Genomic DNA, 22683 nt, shown 5'->3' on the forward strand with positions numbered 1-22683 from the left:
AATTGAGTTAGTATATCAAAAAATAAATTTATTCAACATCCCGAATTGAATAAAGACTGCGTTTATTTGTAATATTTGACGTACATCTTTTTTATTAAGACAAAATTTTGCAATTTTTAAGGATTGAATCTCAACCAACAAATTAATTTATTCATAAAATGCAAAAAGGACTAACAATTATTCTGTTTTTCGTTGTCAGCTTTGCCTGTGCGCAAAAAAAACCATTGGATCATAAAGTTTATGATACATGGGAATCAATAGGTACAAAGCAACTATCAAACAATGGCCAATTGGCTTTATACAGTGTTTTACAACAAGAAGGTGATGCAACTTTATATATCACAAATTTAAAAACAAACGCAAAGCTAACGGTACCGCGAGCTTCTCTGGGCCAGTTTAGCAACGATTCGAAATTCGCTGCCTTTCTAATAAAACCTTTTTATAAAGATTTACGCCAGGCAAAAATTAAAAAAGCAAAACCCGATGCAATGCCAAAAGATAGTTTGGGTATAGCAAATCTAACTTCGAATACGGTAACTAAAATTGCAAGAGTAAAGTCTTTTAAATTTCCAGAAACTGGCTTTGGCTATATGGCCTATCAATTAGATAAATTAGATACTGCAAAAAAAGCTGCTACTACTACACCTAAAAAAGATTCGGAAACGGATTTTGCTGACGATGAACCTGCTGGCGGTCCTAAAAAAGACGAAGGAACTGATCTGATTGTCAAAAATCTATTAACTAACGCTGATAAAACCTATAAGTATGTTACTGACTATGCGTTCAGCAAAGATGGGAAACAACTGGTTTTCGCTTGTAGTGGTTCCAAAAAAGATAAATCTGCACCTCAAGGTGTATTCCTTTTAAATACAGAAAAAGGAACGCTTAAGACTTTGGTAAAAGGTAAAGGCAGCTTTAAAGGATTTACTTTTGATGATGAGAGCGAGCACCTGGCGTTTGTAGGAGAACAAAGTCCTGAAAAACAAGAAATTAAAGATTTTAATATTTACTACAATTCTTTAACGCTTGATACTGCACAAACTATAGTTGATTATGATATGCCAGGTTTACCAGCTAAATGGTCGGTTAGTGGTGATGGAAGAGTTTCATTTAGTAAAGACGGAAAAAAATTATTTTTCGGTATTGCGCCTATTAAAAAGGCAAAAGATACCACTATTGTAGATTTCGAAGTTGCAAAAGTTGATGTTTGGAATTACAAAGACGATTATTTGCAACCAATGCAACTTAAAAATGCAGATAGAGACGGTAAAAGAAGTTTTCTTTCTGTTATAGATGTTTACAGCAATGATCCAAAAGTTATCCCATTAACGGATTTATCTTTACCTGATGCAAATATGGTGAGCGATGGTAATGCAAACTTTGTTTTAGCTTCTACGGATTTTGGTCGCAGAGTAGAATCTCAATGGAGCGGTTCTACTTTAAGAGATTATTATTTAGTTGATACCAAAACTGGTCAGCGTAAAAAAATTATTGAAAAATTAAATGGTAATGCTTCGGCATCTCCAGCGGGCAATTATGTAATCTATTTTGATGAAAATACTTCGAACTGGTTTACATACAATGTTGCTACTGGAAAAGTTTCTCAATTAAATAATGGCATGGCGATTAAGTTTGCCGATGAGGAAAACGATGTTCCAGATACGCCGAAAGCTTACGGCATTGCTACGTGGACCGAAGGTGATAAGTCTGTTTTAATTTACGATAGATATGATATCTGGTCCTTTTCGCCAGACGGAAAAAGTCAGCCAAAAAATATTACTAATAACTTCGGCAGAGATAATAAAATTGCATTGCGTTACGAAAGAGCGCAACAAGACAATCGTTTTGAACGTGGTGCAGATACTAAGTTTGTAAAAGCAAATGAGTTGGTTTGGTTAAGTGGTTTTAATACTTTAACAAAAGAAAATGGCTTTTACCGCAAAAATGTTGGTGTAGTAAAAAATCCTGATTTAGTGGTGATGGGCAAAGCTAAATACTCTAATTTATTGAAAGCTAAGGATGCTGATGTTTATATTTTCGATAAAGGAAATTATGTAGCCTCGCCTGATGTTTATGTTACAAACGATTTCAAAACTGAAACAAAATTAACAAGCACTAACCCACAACAAGCAAGTTACAACTGGGGAACAGCAGAATTAGTAAAATGGACTACTCCAAAAGGTTATCAATCTGAAGGTATTTTATATAAGCCAGAAAATTTCGATCCTTCAAAGAAATATCCAATGATTGTATATTTCTACGAAAAACTTTCTGATGGATTATATTCTTATCAGGCGCCAGCTCCTACTCCATCAAGATTAAATATTTCATTTTTTGTGAGTAATGGTTATTTAGTTTTCGCACCAGACATTTCATACACAACTGGTCATCCAGGTCAATCTGCAGTAGAATTTATCAATTCGGGAGTAGAAAATTTAAAGAAAAACAGTTGGGTGGATGGTAGCAAAATTGGTATTCAGGGACAAAGCTGGGGTGGTTACCAGGTTGCTTACCTAATTACACAAAATAATATGTACGCTGCTGCATGGGCAGGTGCGCCAGTTGTAAATATGACATCTGCTTACGGTGGTATTCGTTGGGAAAGTGGTATGAACCGTCAATTCCAATACGAAAAAACACAAAGCCGTATTGGTGCTACCCTTTGGGAAAAACCAGAGTTATATACCGAAAACTCACCCTTATTTATGTTTCCTAAAGTAAATACACCTGTTGTAGTTATGGCAAACGATGCCGATGGAGCTGTGCCATGGTATCAAGGTATTGAAATGTTTACAGGCCTGCGCCGTTTGGGTAAACCAGTATGGATGCTAAACTATAATGGTGAAGCTCATAACCTGGTTCAACGCCAAAACCGTAAAGACATTCAAATTCGCGAGCAACAATTTTTCGATTACTATCTAAAAGGTGCTAAAGCGCCAGCATGGATGACTAATGGTATCCCTGCAACCGAAAAAGGTAAAACCTGGGGATTTGAATTAACCGACGATAAACCTTAAGTCAAATTAAAAGCTAATTTCAAAAGTCCATAATTGATAATTTTAAATTTATCGATTATGGACTTTCGAGTAAAAAAGGTATTTTCAACTTATAAACTAAACAAAACAAATAAATGGCATTAAGCAGAATTTGGTCTGGATTTATAGTTATTGCGATTCTTGTAGCTGCAATTAAATGTATCTTTTTTGGGCAAACTGAAATTTTTAGTTGGATGGTGATTGGTAAAGCAGATGATCCGACAAACCTAACAAAGGTAAATGGCATAATAGAAACTTGCTGGACATCAGTGGAGTTATGCTTAAAATTGATTGGTATACTCGCCTTATTTATGGGTTTCATGAGTATTGCAGAAAAAGCTGGAGGAATTCGTTTACTATCGAGAATTGTAGGCCCTTTTTTTTCAAAACTTTTCCCCGAAATACCGAAAGGCCACCCATCAATGGGTCACATGATCATGAATTTTTCTGCAAACTTGTTAGGCTTAGATAATGCGGCTACGCCTTTTGGCTTAAAAGCAATGGAAAGTTTACAAGAACTTAATCCTAATAAAGAAACAGCCTCTAATGCTCAGATTATGTTTTTATGTATTCATGCTGCAGGCTTATGTCTTATTCCAGTAAGTGTGATTGCTATCCGTGCCTCTCAAAATGCTTCTGACCCAACTGATGTTTTTATTCCTTGCTTAATTGTAACATTTGTTGGCACCATGTCTGCGATGTTAATTGTTGCATTTAAACAAAAAATAAATTTACTCCAACCTGTAATTATTGGTTGGGTGTTAAGCATTTCAATCGTAATAGCTCTACTAGTTTTTTATGTAACTTCTTTAAATGCAGCTGGAATTAAATCGTTTTCAGGACTTTTAAGTAACGGGCTTATTCTTTTTGTTTTTCTCCTTATTGTTTTAGGAGGAATTTATAAAAAAGTTGATGTTTTTGATGCCTTTATTGATGGGGCTAAAAATGGTTTTGAAACAGCAATCAAAATTATTCCATATTTAGTTGGCATGCTGGTAGCAATCAGTATGTTACGCACCAGCGGAACTTTTGATGTGGTAATTATGGGTATTAAAAATTTATTTGTTTTCCTTGGAGCAGACACACGTTTTGTTGAGGCCTTACCAACTGCTTTAATCAGGCCATTAAGTGGCGGTGCAGCCAGAGGAATGATGGTTGATACGATGACGGCTTATGGTGCTGATTCATTCGCAAGTAAATTATCTGGTGTTTTTCAGGGTGCTTCTGATACCACTTTTTATGTAATTGCTGTTTATTTTGGTTCGGTAAGTATCAAAAATACCCGATATGCAGTTGGCGCAATGTTACTGGCCGATTTAGTTGGCGTTTGTACTGCCATAGGTTTAGCTTATTTATTCTTCGGATAACACAAGGATTTCTATCATAACAGATTTTTTTTAGAAGATATTGATGCAAAACAAAAAATGCTTGCTCGAATAATCGAGCAAGCATTTTGTTTTATAAATCGGTTGACTTAAAATTTGTTAAGTAATTAAGGTTTATCCCACCAAACTCTAGTATTTAAACCATCTGCACCACCGTAAGGAAATGCTGCAACAGCTGCATTATAATTTGCACTGTTATTAGATTGTTCCTGAGTTGGATAACCATCTCTGCGAGGCATAATTCCACCGTTTATTCCTACTGGCAAGGTTAATACAGGGAATCCAGTTCTTCTAAATTCTGACCAACCTTCGTAACCATTTAGAAATAAATGAACCCACCTTTGATATCCAATTTTCCTTAAACCATCAACAGCATCATACGCTACACCTGGTTGCGCCAAAAATGCTGGCACTGTAGTAATGGAACCAGTCCATTGTCTTACTGACTCGGTTATTGCGCTGTTGTAATAAGTTTGAGCTTGGGCATCTCCACCAGGCAACCAGGTAATTTTTGCTGCTTCGGCCATAGCAAATAATAATTGCGAATAGGTTACAAGCGTTACAGGTGAATTTTGTTGGCGTAATGCAGTTCCTAAAAGCGACGAATTATTAATATCAGCAGTAGTTGGCGAAGCCTTGCCAAATTCTAATCCCCCGTAAGTTCCAGAACTATTTAAATTTCCATAAACGGGTAATCGCGGATCATTCAAAGGTTTCATATAATCGACCAATGTATTACTCAAAGCGTACCAGTTTCTTCCTAAGCGACTAAAAGAATTAAACCAATAGTTTTCATTCGCTTGCTCAGCAAGATGATTATAAACCAGATTATCTGTATTGGCAACCATTGGCCCATTGGCCATTGCCTTTAAAAACTCTGCTTTCCCTTTAACAGCATCTACCTTTGATAAACGCAGCGCCATTAACATATGAATTGTATTACCTAATTTCTTCCACTTCGTAATATCTCCATTGTAAACAATATCATTTTTAATATTACCGTTAGTTAATACAATTTCTGCATTGGCCTCATCCAACAAAATAAACAATTGGTTATAAATATCTTGTTGTTTATCGTATTTAGGTGTGTAGTTCGCAGAACCTTTTAAAGATTCCGATGAAGGCAAGTCGCCCCATCTATCGGTTAAAAACCACATAAAATAAACTTTCAATATTTTCGCCACAGCCTTTTGGTTTGCCAATGGTCCATCACTCAAATTTTTAGCGTTTGCAATAGCTTCTTCCAGATTCTTCAATGGACCTGAGTACCAACTATAAAAATTAAAATTTGTAGATACAAACCGACTATTATCTGGGAAAGCAGTTAAGGATAAATGCTGAGCATAATGTACCCCATACGGTGAGGAACTAATATCAGGTAGCGAAAACTCCGCATTTGCGATCAACTGAACGCTGGAAAGTGTAGCAGGATTATTTGGGTCAGTACTTAAACTAGAATCAAATTTCTTACATCCATTAGCCATTAAGGCTAGAGAAAGTAGGGCTAAATATGTTTTTTTATTAAATATTTTCATGTTTGAGAAGATTAAAAAGTAACATTCAAATTAAATCCAAAAGAACGAACCGTTTGCAGCTCTCCTTTTTCTATCCAGCTAATGGATGCACTACCAGCTGAAAGCTCCGAAGGGTCTAATCCTTTTGGTGCTTTTTGATAAATCATTATCGGGTTACGGGCTATAGCAGCTACTCTTAACGATTTAAATGGCATCTTTTTAAAGGTTGCTTTATCAAAAGTATAACCTAAGCTAACTTCTCTTAGTTTAATATAAGTTGCGTCGTAAAGCCATTCTTCGTAAATCTGTGTAGCAATTTTATTTCTGAAATATGTTCTGGCGTCTACATAATTCGAAACTGGCAAACCTGTAGCTTGTGAAATACCACTTACTAAAACACCTCCGCCATTAGCTAAAGGCTCACGAACATTAACACCGTTCCCGTTTAGGGCAACAGTTTCTTCAGCCTGCCCTGATTTTACTGATAACATTTTACTCCAGCTAAAGAATTTTCCGCCACTTTGGAAATCAATCATTGTACCCAGATCGAATTTCCAGATTCTAAAGTTGTTAACAAAACCTCCCGTAAATTTCGGCACAACCGTTCCGAAATCCTTATTTAATTCTTGTACAGGCAAATTATCAGCCCCGATCAACAGTTGTCCATCAGCGCTACGTTTATAGCCTGGACCAACTAATGTGCCGAACTGTTGTCCAACGGTTGCATTTAAAAATACAGTTTGGCTCGAATAAACATTCGCATCTAACTGGTAAACATTAATGCCTGGATATAATTCATTAATTCTACTTTTATTTCTAGCATAATTAATCGTTGCATTCCACTCAAATATTTTCGAAACAATTGGTTTACCTGTTAAAACCAATTCAATTCCCTGGTTTTGAATATCGCCAGCGTTAACAACTGTACTGGTAAAACCACTTGCTCCTGAAACAGATAAATCAATAATTTGATTTTTGTTTCTTTGTTTGTAATAAGTAAAATCTAAACCAACCCGGTTTTTAAGAAATTTCAATTCTAAACCAGCTTCAAATGAATTTGCAAATGAGGGCTTGATATTTGGATTTTTCAGTTTATCAGGTACATAACCTGTAGTAACTGTGCTAGCCTGAGCTTTATAAACCGTTCCTGTTGTGTAGTTTATGGCTGTTTCATAAGGTGATAAATCAGAACCTGCGATAGCATATGATGTTCTTAATTTACCAAAGGAAAGTGTATTTGATTTAATCAGATTACTAAAGACAAAACTTCCAGAAACTGATGGGTACCAATATGAATTATTATCATCAGGCAAGGTCGAAGAAATATCATTTCTAATTGAGGCATCAACAAAATAAGTGTCTTTGTAACCAAAAGATCCCATTGCATAAACACTTCTCACTTCTTTTTCTCTCAAATACGAATAACTTAATGGGCGATCGATAGATGCTTCAATACTGTAAAATCCAGGAGAAGATAAACCTCCACTCGTTGTTGAGGTTACATAATCATATTTTTGTGTTAATAAGTTTGCACCTGCATTTAAGTTGAAATCAAAATCATTCCACTTTTTGCTGTATTGCGCTAAAAACTCGTAGTTAGTTTCTATATTTTGATATTTCCCTGTACTATAGCTTTCATCTAAACGGCCACCAAGTGCATTTCTTCTATTAATATTCTGAGTATATCTATCCGATCTGATAAATCCACTTAGTTTTAGTTCGGGTAAAACCTGATAACCTAAATTTATATCGCCAAATAAACGATCACGATTATCAAGATTTAAATTTTCGTAAGCATCAAAATAAGGGTTATTCCAATCTGATGGTCGGTTTGAAACAATGGTACCTAAAGAAGTGCCCGACGTACTTGGGTTTACATTCCAGTTTAATATTGTTCCATCCGCATATTTATAATTTTTTAATCGGTTGATATCAATATTACGTTGAAACCATTGACTAGCCCCTGTAAAAGATCCTTGATAACCCTGAACAGGACGCTGACCGTTATTATTTGCATAATTTACATTTGCACCAACGGTTAATTTTGAGGTAATATCAAAAGAAGAACTTAAACTAAAATTATTTCTTTTTAAGAATGAGTTAGGATAAGTTCCATTTATATAGGCATTGGTATAACTCATTCTAAACACCGAACTTTCGTTAGAACCTGTTAGCGTAATACCATTATTTGCGTTAAAGCCAGTTTCATAAAAATCTTTAATATTATTTGGTTGAGGAACAAACGGAGTAAGTTTTCCAAAATCTGGATCTTGAGGATAAAAGCTATAGAACATTCTTACTGGCGTACCATCCATTTTTGGCCCCCAGCTCTCATCGTTACCATTTACATACTTTTCTCCGTTTGAAAAAGTTAAAAAGGTTTGATTATTACCTACCCCATAAATGTTTTGAACTGGCATAAAGTTGGCAACATTTTCTACCGACAATGCCGAATTTAAACTTACTTCTACACGTTTAGCGCCTTTTTTGCCTTTTTTTGTAGTAATTAAAATTACGCCGTATTGCCCTCTTAAGCCATAAAGTGCTGAAGCAGCAGGTCCCTTAAGCACATTAATACTTTCTACATCATCGGAGTTTATGTCTTGGCCAACATTTCCATAATCTACACCGTTACCATTTGAGCTACTAAAATTGGAATTAGAAATTGGTGTTCCATCTACAACCATTAATGGCTGTCCGCCTCCAGTTACGGAGTTAACCCCTCTTATTTTAATTTTCTGTGTGCCACCCATACTTGCTCCAGATGAACCCGTAACCTGAGCGCCAGCTATTTTACCTGCCAATGCGCTAATTACGTTGGGCTCTTTTGTTAGCGACAAATTGTTTCCATCAACTTGCTGGGCAGAGTAGCCTAACGATTTTTGTGATCTTTTGATACCAAGAGCGGTAACCACAACCTCATCAAGATCATTGTCTTTTGAGGCTAATTTAACATCAATTTGAGTTTTACCTGCAATAGCAACCTCGCGAGTAGCAAAGCCTAAAGAAGTAAATACGAGCGTAGTTGCATTTGCAGGAACGGATATAGAATACGTTCCATCATTGCTTGTAGAAGCACCAGTGGTACTTCCTTTTACCATTACGCTTACACCAGGAATTCCGACGTTTGTATCATCTGTAACTTTGCCTTTTATCGAAGTTTGGGCAAAGGAAACAGAATGGCACGTCAAAATCCCTAACAGAATTAGTAAAAATTTGTTAATCATAATGAAAGATTTAGGTTAGTGATTTGTTTAAGTTGCCTTAAAATACAAATTTTAACCTAATTGCAGTCTATTAAAACCTACATAACAAACTATAATCATTCTTTTAGAGAAGAAATTACTGCATAATACCGCATAAACCTGCTGAATAACTCAATAATTATTCGGCAACTTTTTCGTTACAGAAATTTAAGATGTTTGCGGTGGAAATGAAATTCTACTTATAATTTCATCGATAGCATCAGGATCGATCGCTACATTCTTTGAAGCATGCCATTTTGCTGACTTATCATCTAACCAAACACAGAAAGAGTGATAACCATCTAAAACTACAGCATAAGTTTCATGAAAATCATCGTTAATACGCATGCAAAATCCCTTAAAAATTTTGCCTCGAACAATAAATTGTAGGGTGGAATAATTTTCTAACATGGCTCATTATATTTTTGGTTAATTTATAACAAATTTAAAACGAGAATGTTTCGTTAATTTAAAGGAATTAATAACTTTTTACCTTATCATTAAAAAAAGCTTAACCTATGTTTAACATGTTGGAATAGCCTTTAGCAATTAAACGCTTTTTTGACGGTAAAAATATCTCGCACTGAAGATTTAAGATTGTTTTCCCTCTTTTTACGATTGCAGTTTCAGCAATAACCTCATCGCCTTCTTTTGCTGGCGCAAAATAATCTATGTAGTTATTAACTGTAGTAAATCTATCGTTCAGGCCCATAGTAAAAACGGTAGCGCCAATTAAATCATCAATTATACCTGCAGTAACACCGCCATGTAAAATTTGATAAGGGTTTGTCATCTCCTTACGGATGGTGTACTTACAAATCAAAATACCGTTTTCTGCTTTAACCAAAACTGGAGCCAGCCAATTCATAAAATTAGAAGGCGAATTTGAAATAACCTTTCCGATTGATTGTCTTAAAAAATTTAGCCTTTGTTCGCTTAACGATTCTTCCATAAGATAAAGGTAATAAAAAGAAGGAAGTGCTATGGAGGAAGAATGCTTTCAGTAGAGGATATTTTTCGCTAACACATTTACTGATGTTCCATTCTTCCAAATTACGTGTTATATGTATGTTTAAAAAGGTATAATCGCTTTAAAACTTATATTTCTACCCATATTGTAAATTCCAGAACGGCCGTTGGGCGATGAATTGTAATATTCGAAATATTTTAAACGGTTTAAGTTAGACTGATAAGCCGTATTAAAAATATTATCGCACTGAATAAAAATATCTAAGATGGTTTTACCCGATTTCGATCGGATTCCAGAACCTAACCCTGCATTAAGTAAGCCATATCCAGCGGTAAAACTTTCCGTATCATCTAAAGCATAAAATCTATTCTGATCTGCACTAAATACCGCGTCAAACTTAATATAAGGCTTATCAAAAGTTCCCTTTGTGGTTTGAGCTGTCAACTTAATTTCAGAACGAATTTGTAAAGGCGGTATAAAAGGCAGGTATTTTGCGTCTTGGCCATGTTGATTTAACAAAGATTCATCTTTATTTAAACCAACTACATAAGCAAGGCTGTTGTTAAAAGTTAACCATTTTAATTGCGATGGATGTAAATTAATACTCAATTCGGCTCCATACAGCCTCGCCTTTGCTTGTTGGTATTGATATGTTAAATTCCCTGGCACAATAACAACTGGATTACCAGCCGCATCGGTTAATCGCGATTGATAGATATAATTCTGGATGCTATTATTAAAAACCTCTATACTTATATCAGCATCCTTTAAATAAGCAATAATGCCGAGATCTTGTTGTAAATTAAATTCGGGCTTAAAAGTTCTGTTTCCTAAATAAACAATGTGTGCACCAGGATCTAAACCATTAGAACCAATTTCGGTAATATTTGGTGCACGGTAGCCCCTTGCTAAATTTGCCTTAATCAACAATTTCTCTGAAAGATTATAGGTTAAGCCCACACTTCCTGATAAACCGTAATAGTTTTTATTAAAAGATGGAAACTGAAGCTCTGCTCCAGGAGTATTGGCTGTAACTTGTTGACCAAAACCTGTTTGTGCATTTGTTCCAACATAAAAATTATTCCAATTGATGTTTCTTCTATCTATACGGATGCCACCAGAGATATCAACTTTTCCAAGAGATTTTTTAGCAAAGTAGAATGCGCCAATATCAAACAAATCGTAGTCTGGAATCGGGAAATCGGTTGCTGCCTTACTCCTGTTGCTCTGAAACATTCCATTCACTCCAAAAGTGCTTTCAATTCCAGCAAAATCTGGCAGGTTATATTTCAAATCATAATTTAAAGTATTTAACACAACATACAAACCCGCCTGTGCTGGAACAGTTGGATGATTATATTCGCGTCTTACACTTTGTTGTGCTCCAATTAAAACATTTAAATCACTATTCCCTAATTTAAACTGACTGGAATTGTAAAACCTATAATGTTGAATGTGCTGATGAAGGGGATTTAGGGTGTAGCTTTTCAACTCATCCTCTGGAACAATTGGTCGGTTTTTAATATCATCTCCATTATCAAAAATCTGTCTGGTAAAACGTCGGCTTAGCGAATCGCGACTCCCATCGGGAATTTCCATTAGGTTATCATAATATGTAAGTGCAGTTTTTGAAAAGCCCCATTTTTTATCTATTCTGGCACTCGCCGATAAATTATATTCTCTAAAACCTGTTCCATAAACATAGCCATCAACCTTGTTGTAGTAATTGTGTGCAGCTTTACCAGTTGCCCTAAATGTATATTTCCAGTCGTTTTTAATATATGCCAAACCCAATGAAGAACCCGCCATGCCATTATTGCTTTGATAATTTAGTGTAAAATCACCTTTCAGTTTTCCATCATCAAAATTAGGATTATAGGGAATCATATTAATAACTCCTGCCAATGCATCAGAGCCGTAGGTTAGGCTTGCCGGGCCCTTAACTACTTCTGCTCGGGCAATTCCATACTCATCTACCTCTATTCCGTGTTCATCGCCCCATTGCTGTCCTTCTTGCCTTAAACCATCATATAATGTGAGTACACGGTTATAACCTAATCCTCTGATAAAGGGTTTCGAAACATTTGGCCCAGTTGTTACGGCTGATACTCCAGGAATACCTTTCACAATTGCATCAATAAGATTCGTACTTACACTCTGATTCATGATTTTTTGTGAAAGTACGGCAATGGGTACAGGACTTTTTCTCAATTCTGTAGCACGGTTAACGCCCGTAATCACAACATCATTCAAACTAGATTCGCTTAGCAAAATTTCTATATCCAACAGCTGATCATCCTTATCTATAGTAACCCGCTCCTTTTTTGATTGATAACCAATTGCACTAAAAACAACCTCATAATTACCTACAGGAATTTGCTCAAAGGTATATTGCCCTATCTGATTTGTTTTTACAGATTTATTCAAACCCAGGATTTTAACACTAATGTTTTCTTTGGCTTCTGTAGCAGATGTTACCCGACCTTTTAAAATCCCAACCTGGGCATTTGCCAGCCCCGAAAGAAATACAATTAGAGAAAGGCATAAGAGATATTTAAAGGGATTCATATTTATCTAAATTTATTTTTAGACAAATCTAAATTTAATTTTAAACTTATCAAATTAAACTTGATTTTTATTATTCTCCACAACTTTTATCTTCGAAAAATATGCTTAAAGCAGAAAAAGCGTTTAAAAGCATTTTTACATTTAGAAACAGCAAAAAAAAGTGTCTAGGTAATTAATTAGTTTTGAATTACTTATAAGAATTCTTGGTTTTTTATCCTGAAATAGGCTGAAATAATTAAAATTTATTTCTCCTTATTGAATAGAACTTCTATATTTGCACACGTTAAAAAAATGGGCCTCGGTAGCTCAGCTGGATAGAGCGTCGGTTTTCTAAACCGAGGGTCAGGGGTTCGAGTCCCTTCCGGGGTACTAAAAACCCTCTTTAATTAATTTTAAAGAGGGTTTTTTATTTATAAAACGATCACTACAAATTCAGCAATAGTTTTCTCACTCGTGCTTATTTTGCTAGCTTTATTAAGCTCTCAAGCATTCTCATCTTTTTAGTTAAAAATATCTATTGTTCTTTGTTGCAATTCAATATTCATTAATAGATAAATAAATATCTGTAATACAGAATTTTAATAAAAATCTGAAGCATAAAAAAAGGCAAGATTTTATCTTGCCTAATTTGAGGCGTTAACTTAAATCCTTGCAATAATCATTAGCTGATTATGGTTAAGGATTGCTAACAATCAAATGTAAAAATTATTCCTTTTGGTATTTGAAGCTTTATGCAAAGCGTATAATTTATTATGCGAACGCTTTCCATGGCAAATTTTGTCTAGGCTCAATTAGCTCTGTTCGATATTACTTAATAACCCCAATTATTCCTGGATTCAATCGGAAGTTTCTTCAAGAAGAAAAAAATAGTTTTATAATGTGCAAGAAAGCTAATCTGGTCCTTAACGGCGGGTTTCTTTTTCGGGAAATATCCATCCAAACCTTTTCTTTTCAAATTTCATGATCATTCCTTCTAAAGGAATTTTTATAAGAATGCCTGTTCCTTTGTAGTTTTCGATAATCAGACTGCCCTTTAACCTTTCTATTCGGAGCTTAATATTACTTAAACCCATTGCATTTATTTTCGTAACATTTGGATCAAAGCCAATCCCATTATCTTTTATAGAATAAATAACTAGACCATTACTAATGCTTATTCCTAAATGGACTGTGGTGGCTTTCGAATGTTTAAGCGCATTATGCACAACTTCTTTTATCAGCAAGTAATTATTTCTTCTGATTTGGCTTGTAATGATTACATCAGGAATATCATTTGGCATCGACGCCGTAAATGTAATGCTCGAATGTTCAAATAATTTTCTAGACTGTCCTTCTATAAAATCGAAAAGGCTTTCTAAATTGTCACTTTCAGCATTAGTACTCCATATAATTTCATTTATTTTATCAGCCATTTCATTAATCATAACATTAATCTGCCTGATTTCATCAACATCTTTTCTGTTTTTACTGGCTACTTCCGAAAAAAGCTTTATAGCGGATAAACCTGCACCAATTTCATCGTGCATTTCACTACTTATTCGCTGTCGTTCTGCATCTATGTATTTTTTTTGTTCAATATAGTTTCGGTGTGAATAATGGTTAATTGTAGAGTTTTTAGTGAAATAATAAAATATGATAATACCTAGTGCAAGTAAAAGAATAGATCCAATAATCCATTTATTTGATATTGAAGAAAATACATTATCACTTAGAATAAGTAAACCTAAATTACCAAAAACTGGAGAATTAACAATAAATTGAGATTTTGTATTAGTAATAACACTTTTAACAGTATTTAAATGATTTTTTATATATTTAAAACTGTGTAAACTTTGCAAATAAATAGCTAATTTGCTTGGGCTTTGCAGGCGAGCGGAGTTAGCTTTTAAAAGGACATATATATTTTTAAAAGGATAATATTTTTCTAATACATTCGTATTGATTAAGTTATCATTTTTTCCAAAAACAGAATATAAAGATTCCTTTTGAGCTATTTTATTTTCTCTATGCAACCCATTATTAGTTAAAGGGTGATGGATTAAGAATAAATAAACTGCTGATATAGTTAATAAAACAAGTTTTAGTTTATAATTTTTCGTCATAGTTTGTTAATACGCAGATGATTTACGAATATAACACAATAGTACCTTTTACTTAAATCTAAATTAGTTGAATAGTATGATTTCTGTTTCCATTGTTGAAGATCATGATAATTATCGTAACTCTTTGGTTAAAGCTATTGAGGAAAATGGATTATTCACGATAAATGGAGCCTATTCATCAGCCGAAGAGGCTCTTATTAATTTACCGCTTAACCCACCCGACATAGCTGTAGTTGATATAAAATTAAAGGCTTTATCTGGGATCGAACTTATTCAACAAATAAAATCACATTTACCTCTTACACAATTTCTTATGTGTACAGGTTATCAGAATAACGAATATGTATTTAGTGCATTAAAAGCTGGTGCATCTGGCTATATTGTTAAAGGTTCTTCTTCTTTCGAAATTCAAAATGCAATTGTAGAACTTTATAATGGAGGTTCGCCAATGAGTCCGTACATTGCCAGAAAGGTTATAACATTACTTCATCAAAAAAGCGATGAAAACAGCTTTGGTTTGAGCAGTAGAGAATTAGAGGTTTTATCACTTTTGAGTGAAGGACTTTTATATAAAGAAATATCTGATAAATTACAGATTAGCCAAAATACCGTTAAAAACCATTGCAAAAATATTTATAAAAGATTACATGTTCAAAACAGAGTAGAAGCTTTAAATAAATTTAGCCAATACAACTTGCATTCAAACGAGAATCAAGAATAGCTTTATACTCTATCCAACAAGCTAACTGACTCATCGTTTTCATCAATTTTCTTTTCGCTATCTTCAATAGCTGGAAAATCATAAACTTTTTTAAGCAATTTAGCAGGATTACCAACCATTACAGAATTATCTGATACATTTTTAGTTATAACTGCTCCTGCACCTATTGTTACATTATTACCAATTTGTATATTTCCGATAATTATTGCGCTAACGCCAATATCTACATTATCGCCTATTTTTGGGGCACCGCTAAATGTATTATCTATTAGCTTTTTACGTCCTACTACCGACAGCTGACGAAGTGTGCAATTTATTCCAAACTCAGCTTCATCATCAATAAAAGTACCTCTTCCATTCTCAATCCTAAAATCCTTTCCAATTTTCGCAAACAAGCTAATTTGAATTCCAGAGATCCATTCGATAAAGATTTTATACAAAATAAGGTACCAGAAAAAAAGTATTGTTAAAATAGTTTTATTACGAGCCCATTTAGCAATCCTATAACTTATCATGATGACTTGGCTATTTACATTTCCACTATTAGCCTTCCAATCTTGAAAGATATTATAAGAAACCCCGTTGCTATCAGAACTGTTCATTTAGTTTATTTATTAGAGGCATAATTTAACAAATCGTGAGAACATTTTAAAGACAGATTTATTTATTTTAAAAAAAAATAAATAAAGTTGATTAAGATCAAAAACAAAAACTCTAAATCGTAATGAGGTTAACGTAAAATAATAGAAATTATTTAAGTAAATATTTAGGCTAGTTTCGCTTATTTTTCAAATTGTTTACCGAAAAATACTACCTAAATTTAAAAAATAAGTTTTAACAAGAAAATAGCCCTTAAAGGCTACTTTACTTTATTATTTTTATTACAACCTCGTATTTAAATATTGTATTTTACTGTAAATCAGGCATCTTCCCCATTCCAAACATCGTCGTCTGCATTTCTAAGTTCGTCGTGACTTCCAGTTTCGCTTTTAAATTCTTCGTGATGATAATTTCTTTCAGGATTTTCGGGTAGCATATCATCCTCGTTGGATGATGCTTTTCTAAGATGCTCTGGTTTTTTAACTTCTGGTAAGTCATCATGAATTACTGAAGGCTTTAGAATTCTTTTACTGGGATTTGTATTTCGTTCCATAAATCAAGATTTAACCTAATCAAAGGTCAACTAAAATATTGAGACTAAAACAATCTATTTTAATCTTTCCTTAAAGAATTTGGAAAATAATTTATCCTGCCAGCAAAATTAGCTGGCAGGATATTTTTTAATAGTTACCTGTTACACCAAGCTCAAGTCCACGTAATTCGGCTAAACCGCGTAAACGCCCAATTGCAGAATAGCCAGGATTACTTTGTTTAGCTAAATCATCTAACATCTGGTGGCCATGATCTGGCCGAAATGGTATAGATTTATCGCGTAAAGCATTTTCTTCTGATAATGCTTTCATAATATCGTACATATTTACATCGCCACCTAAATGATCGGCTTCGTAAAAACTTCCATCTTCATCTTTAGTTACGTTTCGCAGATGCGCAAAATAAACTCGGTGTTTTACAACATTAAAAATCTCCAATGCATTATTATCAACCCCTGCTCCTAACGAACCTGTACAAAAACAAACGCCATTGAATGGCTTATCAACATTTTTTAAAATATAATTAAAATCGTCAATTGTACTGGCAATACGTGGCAAACCCAAAATCGGATAAGGTGGATCATCAGGGTGAATAGTCATCTTTATGCCTTCTTTTTCGCAAACATTTGCAATTGATGAAAGGAAGTAAACCAAATTATCTCTCAACCCATTAAAACCAATGGCTTTATATTCATTTATACTATTTCTAAGCGTTTCCAGTTCAATTTCTTTTTCATTAGGAATACCCATAAGTACATTGATTCTTAAATCATCAAGCTGATGCTGATTTAAAGTAGCAAATTTGGTTTTTGCACGTTCTAAAACCGAATGTGGGTAATCATTTTCGGCATCAGTTCTTTTTAATATGTATAAATCAAAAATAGCTAGATCAATCCAATTAAAATATAAAGCTTTTGAACCATCAGTCATTTCTAAATCTAACTGCGTACGTGTCCAATCCAAAACTGGCATGAAATTATAGCACACCGTTTTAATACCACAAGCCGCCAGGTTCTGAAGCGAAATCTTATAATTTTCGATAAACTTATCCGCATCTCCCCTTCGGGTTTTAATGGCCTCGTGCACTGGAACACTTTCAACTACAGACCAGGTTAAACCTGCTGCTTCGATAATTGATTTTCTTTCTTGAATATCGGCCAATGGCCAGATTTCGCCATGAGGAATATGATGCAACGCGGTTACAATTCCTGTAGCGCCTGCCTGTTTTACATCTTGCAAACTAACTGGATCGTTTGGACCATACCAACGCCAGGTTTGTTCTAATTTTTTAAATTTCGTTACCATAAATTACACACCTGAAAAAGCACTAAAACCACCATCAACTTTTATATTTTCGCCATTAACAAACTTTGAAGCATCGCTTAATAAATAAACCAAAGCACCTATCAACTCATCGGGATTACCAAATCTTTTAAATGGTGTTTTAGTAATTATAGATTGTCCTCTTGCGGTAAGAGAACCATCTTTATTGGTTAATAAATCTCGGTTTTGATTGGTGATAAAAAAACCTGGAACTATTGAGTTCATTCTGATTTTATCGCCATAGCGATTTGCTAATTCGATTGCCATCCATTTGGTATAGCTATCGATAGAAGATTTAGCCAGCGAATAACCTAAAACTCTTGTTAAAGCCTGCGTTGCGGAAACAGAAGAGATATTAACGATACTTCCACCCTGTTTTGCTATTTCTTTACCGAAAATTTGCGTTGGTAAAATGGTGCCAAATAAATTTAAATCGAACGCTTGTTTTAATGCAGAAATATTTAAATCGAAAACATCATTTCCTGGTTGAACAACTGCTTCTGCAACATTGCCACCAGCAGCATTTACTAGGGCATCAATTCTACCAAATTTTGATACAATTGATGCTTTGGCTTTCATTAAATCTTCTTCGCTTAATACATCGGCAAGAATATAAATTGATTTGCAACCTGCAGCCTTAGCATCTTCTGCTCTTTTCTTTGCAACCACTTCATTTCTTCCGATGATAATTATAGTTGCATTTGCTGAGGCAAGGCCATTAATAAAAGCTTCACCTAAAACGCCTGTAGCGCCTGTTACTACTACAACCTTATCTTTTAACGAGAAAAGGTTAAATTCTTTTATCATTAATTTAGTATTATTCGATTACCAATGTGGTTATAGAGCGAGGTAAACTTGTTGTTGTTGCAGCTTCTCCTTTGATCCATAAACTATATTTTAATTTTTCGTTAGATTGATTCATAACCACAACAGCAATTTTACCATCAGTATTAATGAAGGCGGTTGCTTCTAATTTATCGCGGCTTGATGCCGAACCAATTCTCTTTGCACCTGGACGAATGAATTTAGAGAAGTGCCCCATGTAATAAAAAGCATTTGTATAAATTAATTTATCTGATTTTACATCTGCATGAACTGGTGCAAAACAGAAATTACCAACGTGATTTGGTCCACCGTTTTCATCTAAAAGAATGTTCCAGTCTGTCCACGCAGCCGTTCCACTATTAAAATCGTTGATCATCGAATTACCGTAACGTTCTCCCAAAGTCCAATCATCAAGTTTAGTTACGTCGTATTTTTCTTTACATCCTTCTGTAAAAATTAAGGCTTTATCAGGATAAGCCTCATGTGTTTGTTTAACGTTTCCGAACTGCATGTTGCTACCTGTCCAGGTTTCGTACCAATGAAAACCAATCCCCCAAACATATTTCGCCGCGTCTTTATCGTTTAATATGGTCGAAGCTCTCTGAAAGATCTGATCGCGGTTATGATCCCATGCAATTAGTTTTTTTGAAGCTAAACCAGATTTGTGAAGCGTTGGTCCTAAGAAATTTTTAATAAAATCACGTTCTTCTTCGGCAGTGTAAATACAAGATTCCCACTTTTGTTTTGCCATAGGTTCATTTTGAACAGTTAAACCCCAAATAGGCATGCCCATAGATTCGTAGGTTTTTATAAATTTCACATAATGATTTGCCCAACTTTGACGATATTCTGGAAGTAAATGCCCGCCTCCAAGTACGTTATTATTGTCTTTCATCCACGATGGTGGCGACCATGGGCTTACATACAATGGAAGTTTACCGCCAGCAGCTTTAATAGCTTTCTTAATTAACGGGATTTTAAATTCCTCATCGTGTGCAACACTAAAAGTTTTTAATTCTTTATCGTTATCCTGAACGTAGCTATAACTACCGCTTGAGAAATCGCAACTTGCAATATTAGTACGTGCTAAAGTATATCCAATCCCACTATTTGGATTGTAGTATTTCTCCATCAACTCATCTTGATTTTTCTTAGATAGCTTTGCAAATGTTTCGGCAGAAGCATCGGTTAAGGCGCCACCAATACCAACCAAAGTCTGGTATTTTACTGTAGGATCGATGAATATACAAGGCTCAGTTTCAAAAGGCTGTTTATTTGTGGCGAAATTTAAGGTTTCTGTTTTGCGGATTCTTAAATCAGAATTTTGAGCGGTAACATACACCGATACTTTTTTATTACCTACTGTATAAGCCTGAACAGGTTTAGCTGCAGAATTATTAGCTTTTTTTGTTTGAGCGCCAGCGGTAAACGCCGTTGCCAAAACTAAAATTAGACTTAGATTTTGTTTCATTTTCATCACTCGTTTTATTTCTATAATGTTCTGATGCAATATTATTAATTTATTGTAATCGTTTTATTTTAAAGTTTTATTAATTTGATTAAGCAAATAGTCATTCATATCAGAGCTATATTCCCAAAACATTACACCGCCCATATCATTTTTAAGTACGTATTTACACTTCTCCTTTACCGATTCTTCATCATCAAAAGTCATATATTCTTTAGTTGTTTTATTAAAAATATAGGGTGCTTTTGCTTCTTTATCCCGATAAAATATCAAGCCATTTTTATTAATTAAACTATCTTTTATAAAAGTATAACCTTTTCCATATCTACTACTTAGTACAGAATCACCTAAACCATTAATTGAGTTAGGTTTTAAAGTAAAAGCACGACTATAAAATGCTATTCCCATTACCAATTTATTAGCTGGAACCCCAGCCGCTAAAAATTCTTTAAAAGTTTTATCTGCGCTATGTTCAGCAGTTATTGTTTTTGAAGGATAAAGATTTGTGTGGTGTCCTGCAATAGTTGCACTGTAAAAATCGTAAGTCATCAAATTTACGTAATCGAGATATTGTTGCACTTTATCCATCTCCGTATGCTTAATGAAATTAGTGAAACCACCAACTGCAATTGTTAATAGCTTTTTTGTATTCCGACTTTTCTCTAAAGTATCGAGTTCCAATCTCAATTCCTTTAGCATTAACGTAAAATTCTCTTTGTCTTCTGGTCGATAAACATTTCCTTCTTCACCAGAAATACCAGGATATTCCCAATCTACATCTACCCCATCCAAATTATACTTTTCGATGATTTTGACCGCACTCGAAGCAAATGCTTTTCTAGAGGTGTCTGTTAATGCAGCATCAGAAAAGTTCTCACTCCACGACCAGCCACCAATAGAAATCAAAATTTTAATATCAGGGTTAACTTTTTTAAGCTTATTAAGGTTTTGAAAATTTACGGTATCTGTTGCTTCTCTATTTAAGAAGGCCCTATTATTTTTAACATTGATAAAAGCATAATTTATGTGTGTTAGTTTATTTGCATCGATTTTACTTAAATCGGCCAGGCCTTTATAACCCCCAACATAGCCTATAATAACTTTTTTTCGAATTGCGACATTATCGGAGCGCATAGACATAAAAACAAATGCACCTAAGAACGTAAAACCAATTAAAATTTTAACTAACCTCATATTTCCTATTTTTTACTTCTTAATAATGCCTCAAGGTAATAGTAATCTGCGTAATTAATCGGTACGTCAATTTCAGATTTCGCAGGTAAGTGGCCTGTACTGTGCTCTAAAATAAAACCATAATTATCGCCAGGTTTACTTATATATTTCGTGCTTAACGAAAGCAAAATTTTATCGGCTGCTGCCTTATATTGCTTACCATTTTTACTGTATTTTGCTAGTTCGTATAGCGCTGAAGCCGTAATTGAAGCAGCTGAAGCATCTCGTGATACATTCGGTATTTTTGGATCGTTGTAGTCCCAATAAGGAATACCATCTTCAGGCGTGATTTTTGAACTTAAAATAAAGTTTGCAATTCCATCAGCCTGTTCTAAATAGGTTTGTTTTTTAGTTTCTCTAAAACACATGGTATATCCGTACAATGCCCAAGCTTGTCCGCGTGCCCAGGCCGATTCGTTTGAATAACCCTGAGCGGTTAATTTTTGTAAAACCTTACCATTTTGAGTAGTATCGTAATCGATAACATGGTAAGAACTGAAATCTGTACGGAAGTGATTTTTGATTGTGTTATCGGCATGAGAAATAGCAATTTTATAAAATGATGAATCGCCAGTAAACTTAGTCGCTTCAAAAAGTAATTCCAGATTCATCATATTATCGATAATAACAGGAAATTTCCATTTATCGCCATTATGATCCCAAGATTTCAATACACCAGCAGTTTTATTAAACCTTGTTGATAGTGATTTAGCCGCCTGAATGATAACGGAGCGATAGGCTGTATCTTTTGTAATTTTGTAACCATTACCAAATGGACAGTAAATCATAAAACCTAAATCATGTGTCCCTTTATTAAATTGTTCCTTTTTAATATCCTGCGTATATTTTTTTGCTAAATCAAGCCACTTTTTATCCTTTGTGTATTCATAAAAGTACCAAAGCTCTGCAGGAAAAAAGCCGCTGGTCCAATCTTTAGAAACGACCATTTTAAACTGACCTTTTTCTACTGTTCTGGGCGAAACCAGATTAGGTTTTAACTTTCTGGCTGAATCTACATTTTTAACTAATAAATCTGTCTGTTTTTCAGCCAGTTTAAACGCTTTTGCAACATCAGTCTTTTGTGCATTTACAACACTAAAAGACAATAACATTAAGCCAGATATTTTAATCCTTAAGTTCATA

16 protein-coding genes and 1 tRNA gene are annotated in these 22683 nt (G+C 34.4%); 4 read left to right on the forward strand and 13 right to left on the reverse strand.

Annotation, left to right across the window (positions count from 1 at the left end; all coding sequences use genetic code 11):
* Positions 1-158: 158 nt before the first annotated feature.
* Both ABD692_RS00215 and ABD692_RS00220 read left to right on the forward strand, forming a co-directional pair.
* Positions 159-3017, forward strand: a complete 2859-nt coding sequence (locus ABD692_RS00215; protein ID WP_344764018.1) for a S9 family peptidase — start codon at positions 159-161, stop codon at positions 3015-3017.
* A 113-nt stretch (positions 3018-3130) separates the two neighbouring features.
* On the forward strand, positions 3131-4402 hold the full coding sequence (locus tag ABD692_RS00220) for a nucleoside recognition domain-containing protein (protein WP_344764020.1): 1272 nt from the start codon (positions 3131-3133) through the stop codon (positions 4400-4402).
* A 125-nt stretch (positions 4403-4527) separates the two neighbouring features.
* On the opposite strand, the gene ABD692_RS00225 is transcribed toward ABD692_RS00220, so the two are convergent.
* From ABD692_RS00225 to ABD692_RS00245, 5 genes are all read right to left on the reverse strand, one after another.
* Positions 4528-5955: a SusD/RagB family nutrient-binding outer membrane lipoprotein gene (locus ABD692_RS00225; RefSeq protein ID WP_344764022.1), complete on the reverse strand. Its 1428-nt coding sequence runs from the start codon at positions 5953-5955 to the stop codon at positions 4528-4530.
* Between the two features lie 11 nt (positions 5956-5966).
* Positions 5967-9161 (reverse strand): SusC/RagA family TonB-linked outer membrane protein, encoded by a 3195-nt coding sequence (locus ABD692_RS00230; RefSeq protein WP_344764024.1) that lies wholly within the window; start codon positions 9159-9161, stop codon positions 5967-5969.
* Positions 9162-9347: 186 nt separating this feature from the next.
* Positions 9348-9527 (reverse strand): hypothetical protein, encoded by a 180-nt coding sequence (locus ABD692_RS00235; RefSeq protein WP_344764026.1) that lies wholly within the window; start codon positions 9525-9527, stop codon positions 9348-9350.
* A gap of 163 nt (positions 9528-9690) precedes the next feature.
* The gene (locus ABD692_RS00240; RefSeq protein ID WP_316758731.1) at positions 9691-10131 is read right to left on the reverse strand and encodes a PaaI family thioesterase; all 441 of its coding nucleotides are present in this window, start codon (positions 10129-10131) and stop codon (positions 9691-9693) included.
* A 120-nt stretch (positions 10132-10251) separates the two neighbouring features.
* Positions 10252-12717, reverse strand: coding sequence for a TonB-dependent receptor (locus ABD692_RS00245; RefSeq protein WP_344764028.1), 2466 nt, complete (start codon positions 12715-12717; stop codon positions 10252-10254).
* 295 nt (positions 12718-13012) lie between these two features.
* Here ABD692_RS00245 and ABD692_RS00250 point away from each other — a divergent pair.
* Positions 13013-13086 (forward strand) — tRNA-Arg (locus ABD692_RS00250).
* 533 nt (positions 13087-13619) lie between these two features.
* Here the strand turns inward: ABD692_RS00250 and ABD692_RS00255 are convergent.
* Complete coding sequence (locus ABD692_RS00255; RefSeq protein ID WP_344764030.1) at positions 13620-14819, reverse strand: sensor histidine kinase; 1200 nt, start codon at positions 14817-14819, stop codon at positions 13620-13622.
* A gap of 76 nt (positions 14820-14895) precedes the next feature.
* Between ABD692_RS00255 and ABD692_RS00260 the strand changes: the two genes are divergently transcribed.
* Positions 14896-15540 (forward strand): response regulator, encoded by a 645-nt coding sequence (locus tag ABD692_RS00260; protein ID WP_316758726.1) that lies wholly within the window; start codon positions 14896-14898, stop codon positions 15538-15540.
* A 2-nt stretch (positions 15541-15542) separates the two neighbouring features.
* On the opposite strand, the gene ABD692_RS00265 is transcribed toward ABD692_RS00260, so the two are convergent.
* The 7 genes from ABD692_RS00265 to ABD692_RS00295 form a co-directional block, all read right to left on the reverse strand.
* The gene (locus ABD692_RS00265; protein WP_316758725.1) at positions 15543-16142 is read right to left on the reverse strand and encodes an LbetaH domain-containing protein; all 600 of its coding nucleotides are present in this window, start codon (positions 16140-16142) and stop codon (positions 15543-15545) included.
* A gap of 317 nt (positions 16143-16459) precedes the next feature.
* Entirely contained in the window at positions 16460-16693 is a 234-nt protein-coding gene (locus ABD692_RS00270) for a hypothetical protein (protein ID WP_316758723.1), read from the reverse strand.
* A 127-nt stretch (positions 16694-16820) separates the two neighbouring features.
* Positions 16821-17996: a mannonate dehydratase gene (uxuA, locus tag ABD692_RS00275; RefSeq protein ID WP_344764031.1), complete on the reverse strand. Its 1176-nt coding sequence runs from the start codon at positions 17994-17996 to the stop codon at positions 16821-16823.
* Between the two features lie 3 nt (positions 17997-17999).
* On the reverse strand, positions 18000-18821 hold the full coding sequence (locus tag ABD692_RS00280) for an SDR family oxidoreductase (RefSeq protein WP_344764033.1): 822 nt from the start codon (positions 18819-18821) through the stop codon (positions 18000-18002).
* Positions 18822-18831: 10 nt separating this feature from the next.
* Entirely contained in the window at positions 18832-20310 is a 1479-nt protein-coding gene (locus ABD692_RS00285) for a glycoside hydrolase family 30 protein (protein ID WP_344764034.1), read from the reverse strand.
* A gap of 63 nt (positions 20311-20373) precedes the next feature.
* On the reverse strand, positions 20374-21501 hold the full coding sequence (locus ABD692_RS00290) for a glycoside hydrolase family 18 protein (protein ID WP_344764035.1): 1128 nt from the start codon (positions 21499-21501) through the stop codon (positions 20374-20376).
* A gap of 5 nt (positions 21502-21506) precedes the next feature.
* Positions 21507-22682: a glycoside hydrolase family 88 protein gene (locus ABD692_RS00295; RefSeq protein WP_316758712.1), complete on the reverse strand. Its 1176-nt coding sequence runs from the start codon at positions 22680-22682 to the stop codon at positions 21507-21509.
* Position 22683: the final 1 nt, after the last annotated feature.

It is taken from the genome of Pedobacter ginsengiterrae (genome assembly GCF_039537385.1).
In the GTDB taxonomy this organism is placed as follows: domain Bacteria; phylum Bacteroidota; class Bacteroidia; order Sphingobacteriales; family Sphingobacteriaceae; genus Pedobacter; species Pedobacter ginsengiterrae.

Excerpts from the sequence above, each read along its gene's own strand:
- ABD692_RS00235 (WP_344764026.1), bottom strand. The coding sequence starts at position 9,527 with ATGCGTATTAACGATGATTTTCATGAAACTTATGCTGTAGTTTTAGAT.
- ABD692_RS00285 (WP_344764034.1), bottom strand. The coding sequence starts at position 20,310 with ATGAAACAAAATCTAAGTCTAATTTTAGTTTTGGCAACGGCGTTTACC.
- ABD692_RS00220 (WP_344764020.1), top strand. The coding sequence starts at position 3,131 with ATGGCATTAAGCAGAATTTGGTCTGGATTTATAGTTATTGCGATTCTT.
- ABD692_RS00295 (WP_316758712.1), bottom strand. The coding sequence starts at position 22,682 with ATGAACTTAAGGATTAAAATATCTGGCTTAATGTTATTGTCTTTTAGT.
- ABD692_RS00215 (WP_344764018.1), top strand. The coding sequence starts at position 159 with ATGCAAAAAGGACTAACAATTATTCTGTTTTTCGTTGTCAGCTTTGCC.
- ABD692_RS00225 (WP_344764022.1), bottom strand. The coding sequence starts at position 5,955 with ATGAAAATATTTAATAAAAAAACATATTTAGCCCTACTTTCTCTAGCC.
- ABD692_RS00230 (WP_344764024.1), bottom strand. The coding sequence starts at position 9,161 with ATGATTAACAAATTTTTACTAATTCTGTTAGGGATTTTGACGTGCCAT.
- ABD692_RS00245 (WP_344764028.1), bottom strand. The coding sequence starts at position 12,717 with ATGAATCCCTTTAAATATCTCTTATGCCTTTCTCTAATTGTATTTCTT.
- uxuA (WP_344764031.1), bottom strand. The coding sequence starts at position 17,996 with ATGGTAACGAAATTTAAAAAATTAGAACAAACCTGGCGTTGGTATGGT.
- ABD692_RS00260 (WP_316758726.1), top strand. The coding sequence starts at position 14,896 with ATGATTTCTGTTTCCATTGTTGAAGATCATGATAATTATCGTAACTCT.
- ABD692_RS00255 (WP_344764030.1), bottom strand. The coding sequence starts at position 14,819 with ATGACGAAAAATTATAAACTAAAACTTGTTTTATTAACTATATCAGCA.
- ABD692_RS00280 (WP_344764033.1), bottom strand. The coding sequence starts at position 18,821 with ATGATAAAAGAATTTAACCTTTTCTCGTTAAAAGATAAGGTTGTAGTA.
- ABD692_RS00240 (WP_316758731.1), bottom strand. The coding sequence starts at position 10,131 with ATGGAAGAATCGTTAAGCGAACAAAGGCTAAATTTTTTAAGACAATCA.
- ABD692_RS00270 (WP_316758723.1), bottom strand. The coding sequence starts at position 16,693 with ATGGAACGAAATACAAATCCCAGTAAAAGAATTCTAAAGCCTTCAGTA.
- ABD692_RS00290 (WP_344764035.1), bottom strand. The coding sequence starts at position 21,501 with ATGAGGTTAGTTAAAATTTTAATTGGTTTTACGTTCTTAGGTGCATTT.
- ABD692_RS00265 (WP_316758725.1), bottom strand. The coding sequence starts at position 16,142 with ATGAACAGTTCTGATAGCAACGGGGTTTCTTATAATATCTTTCAAGAT.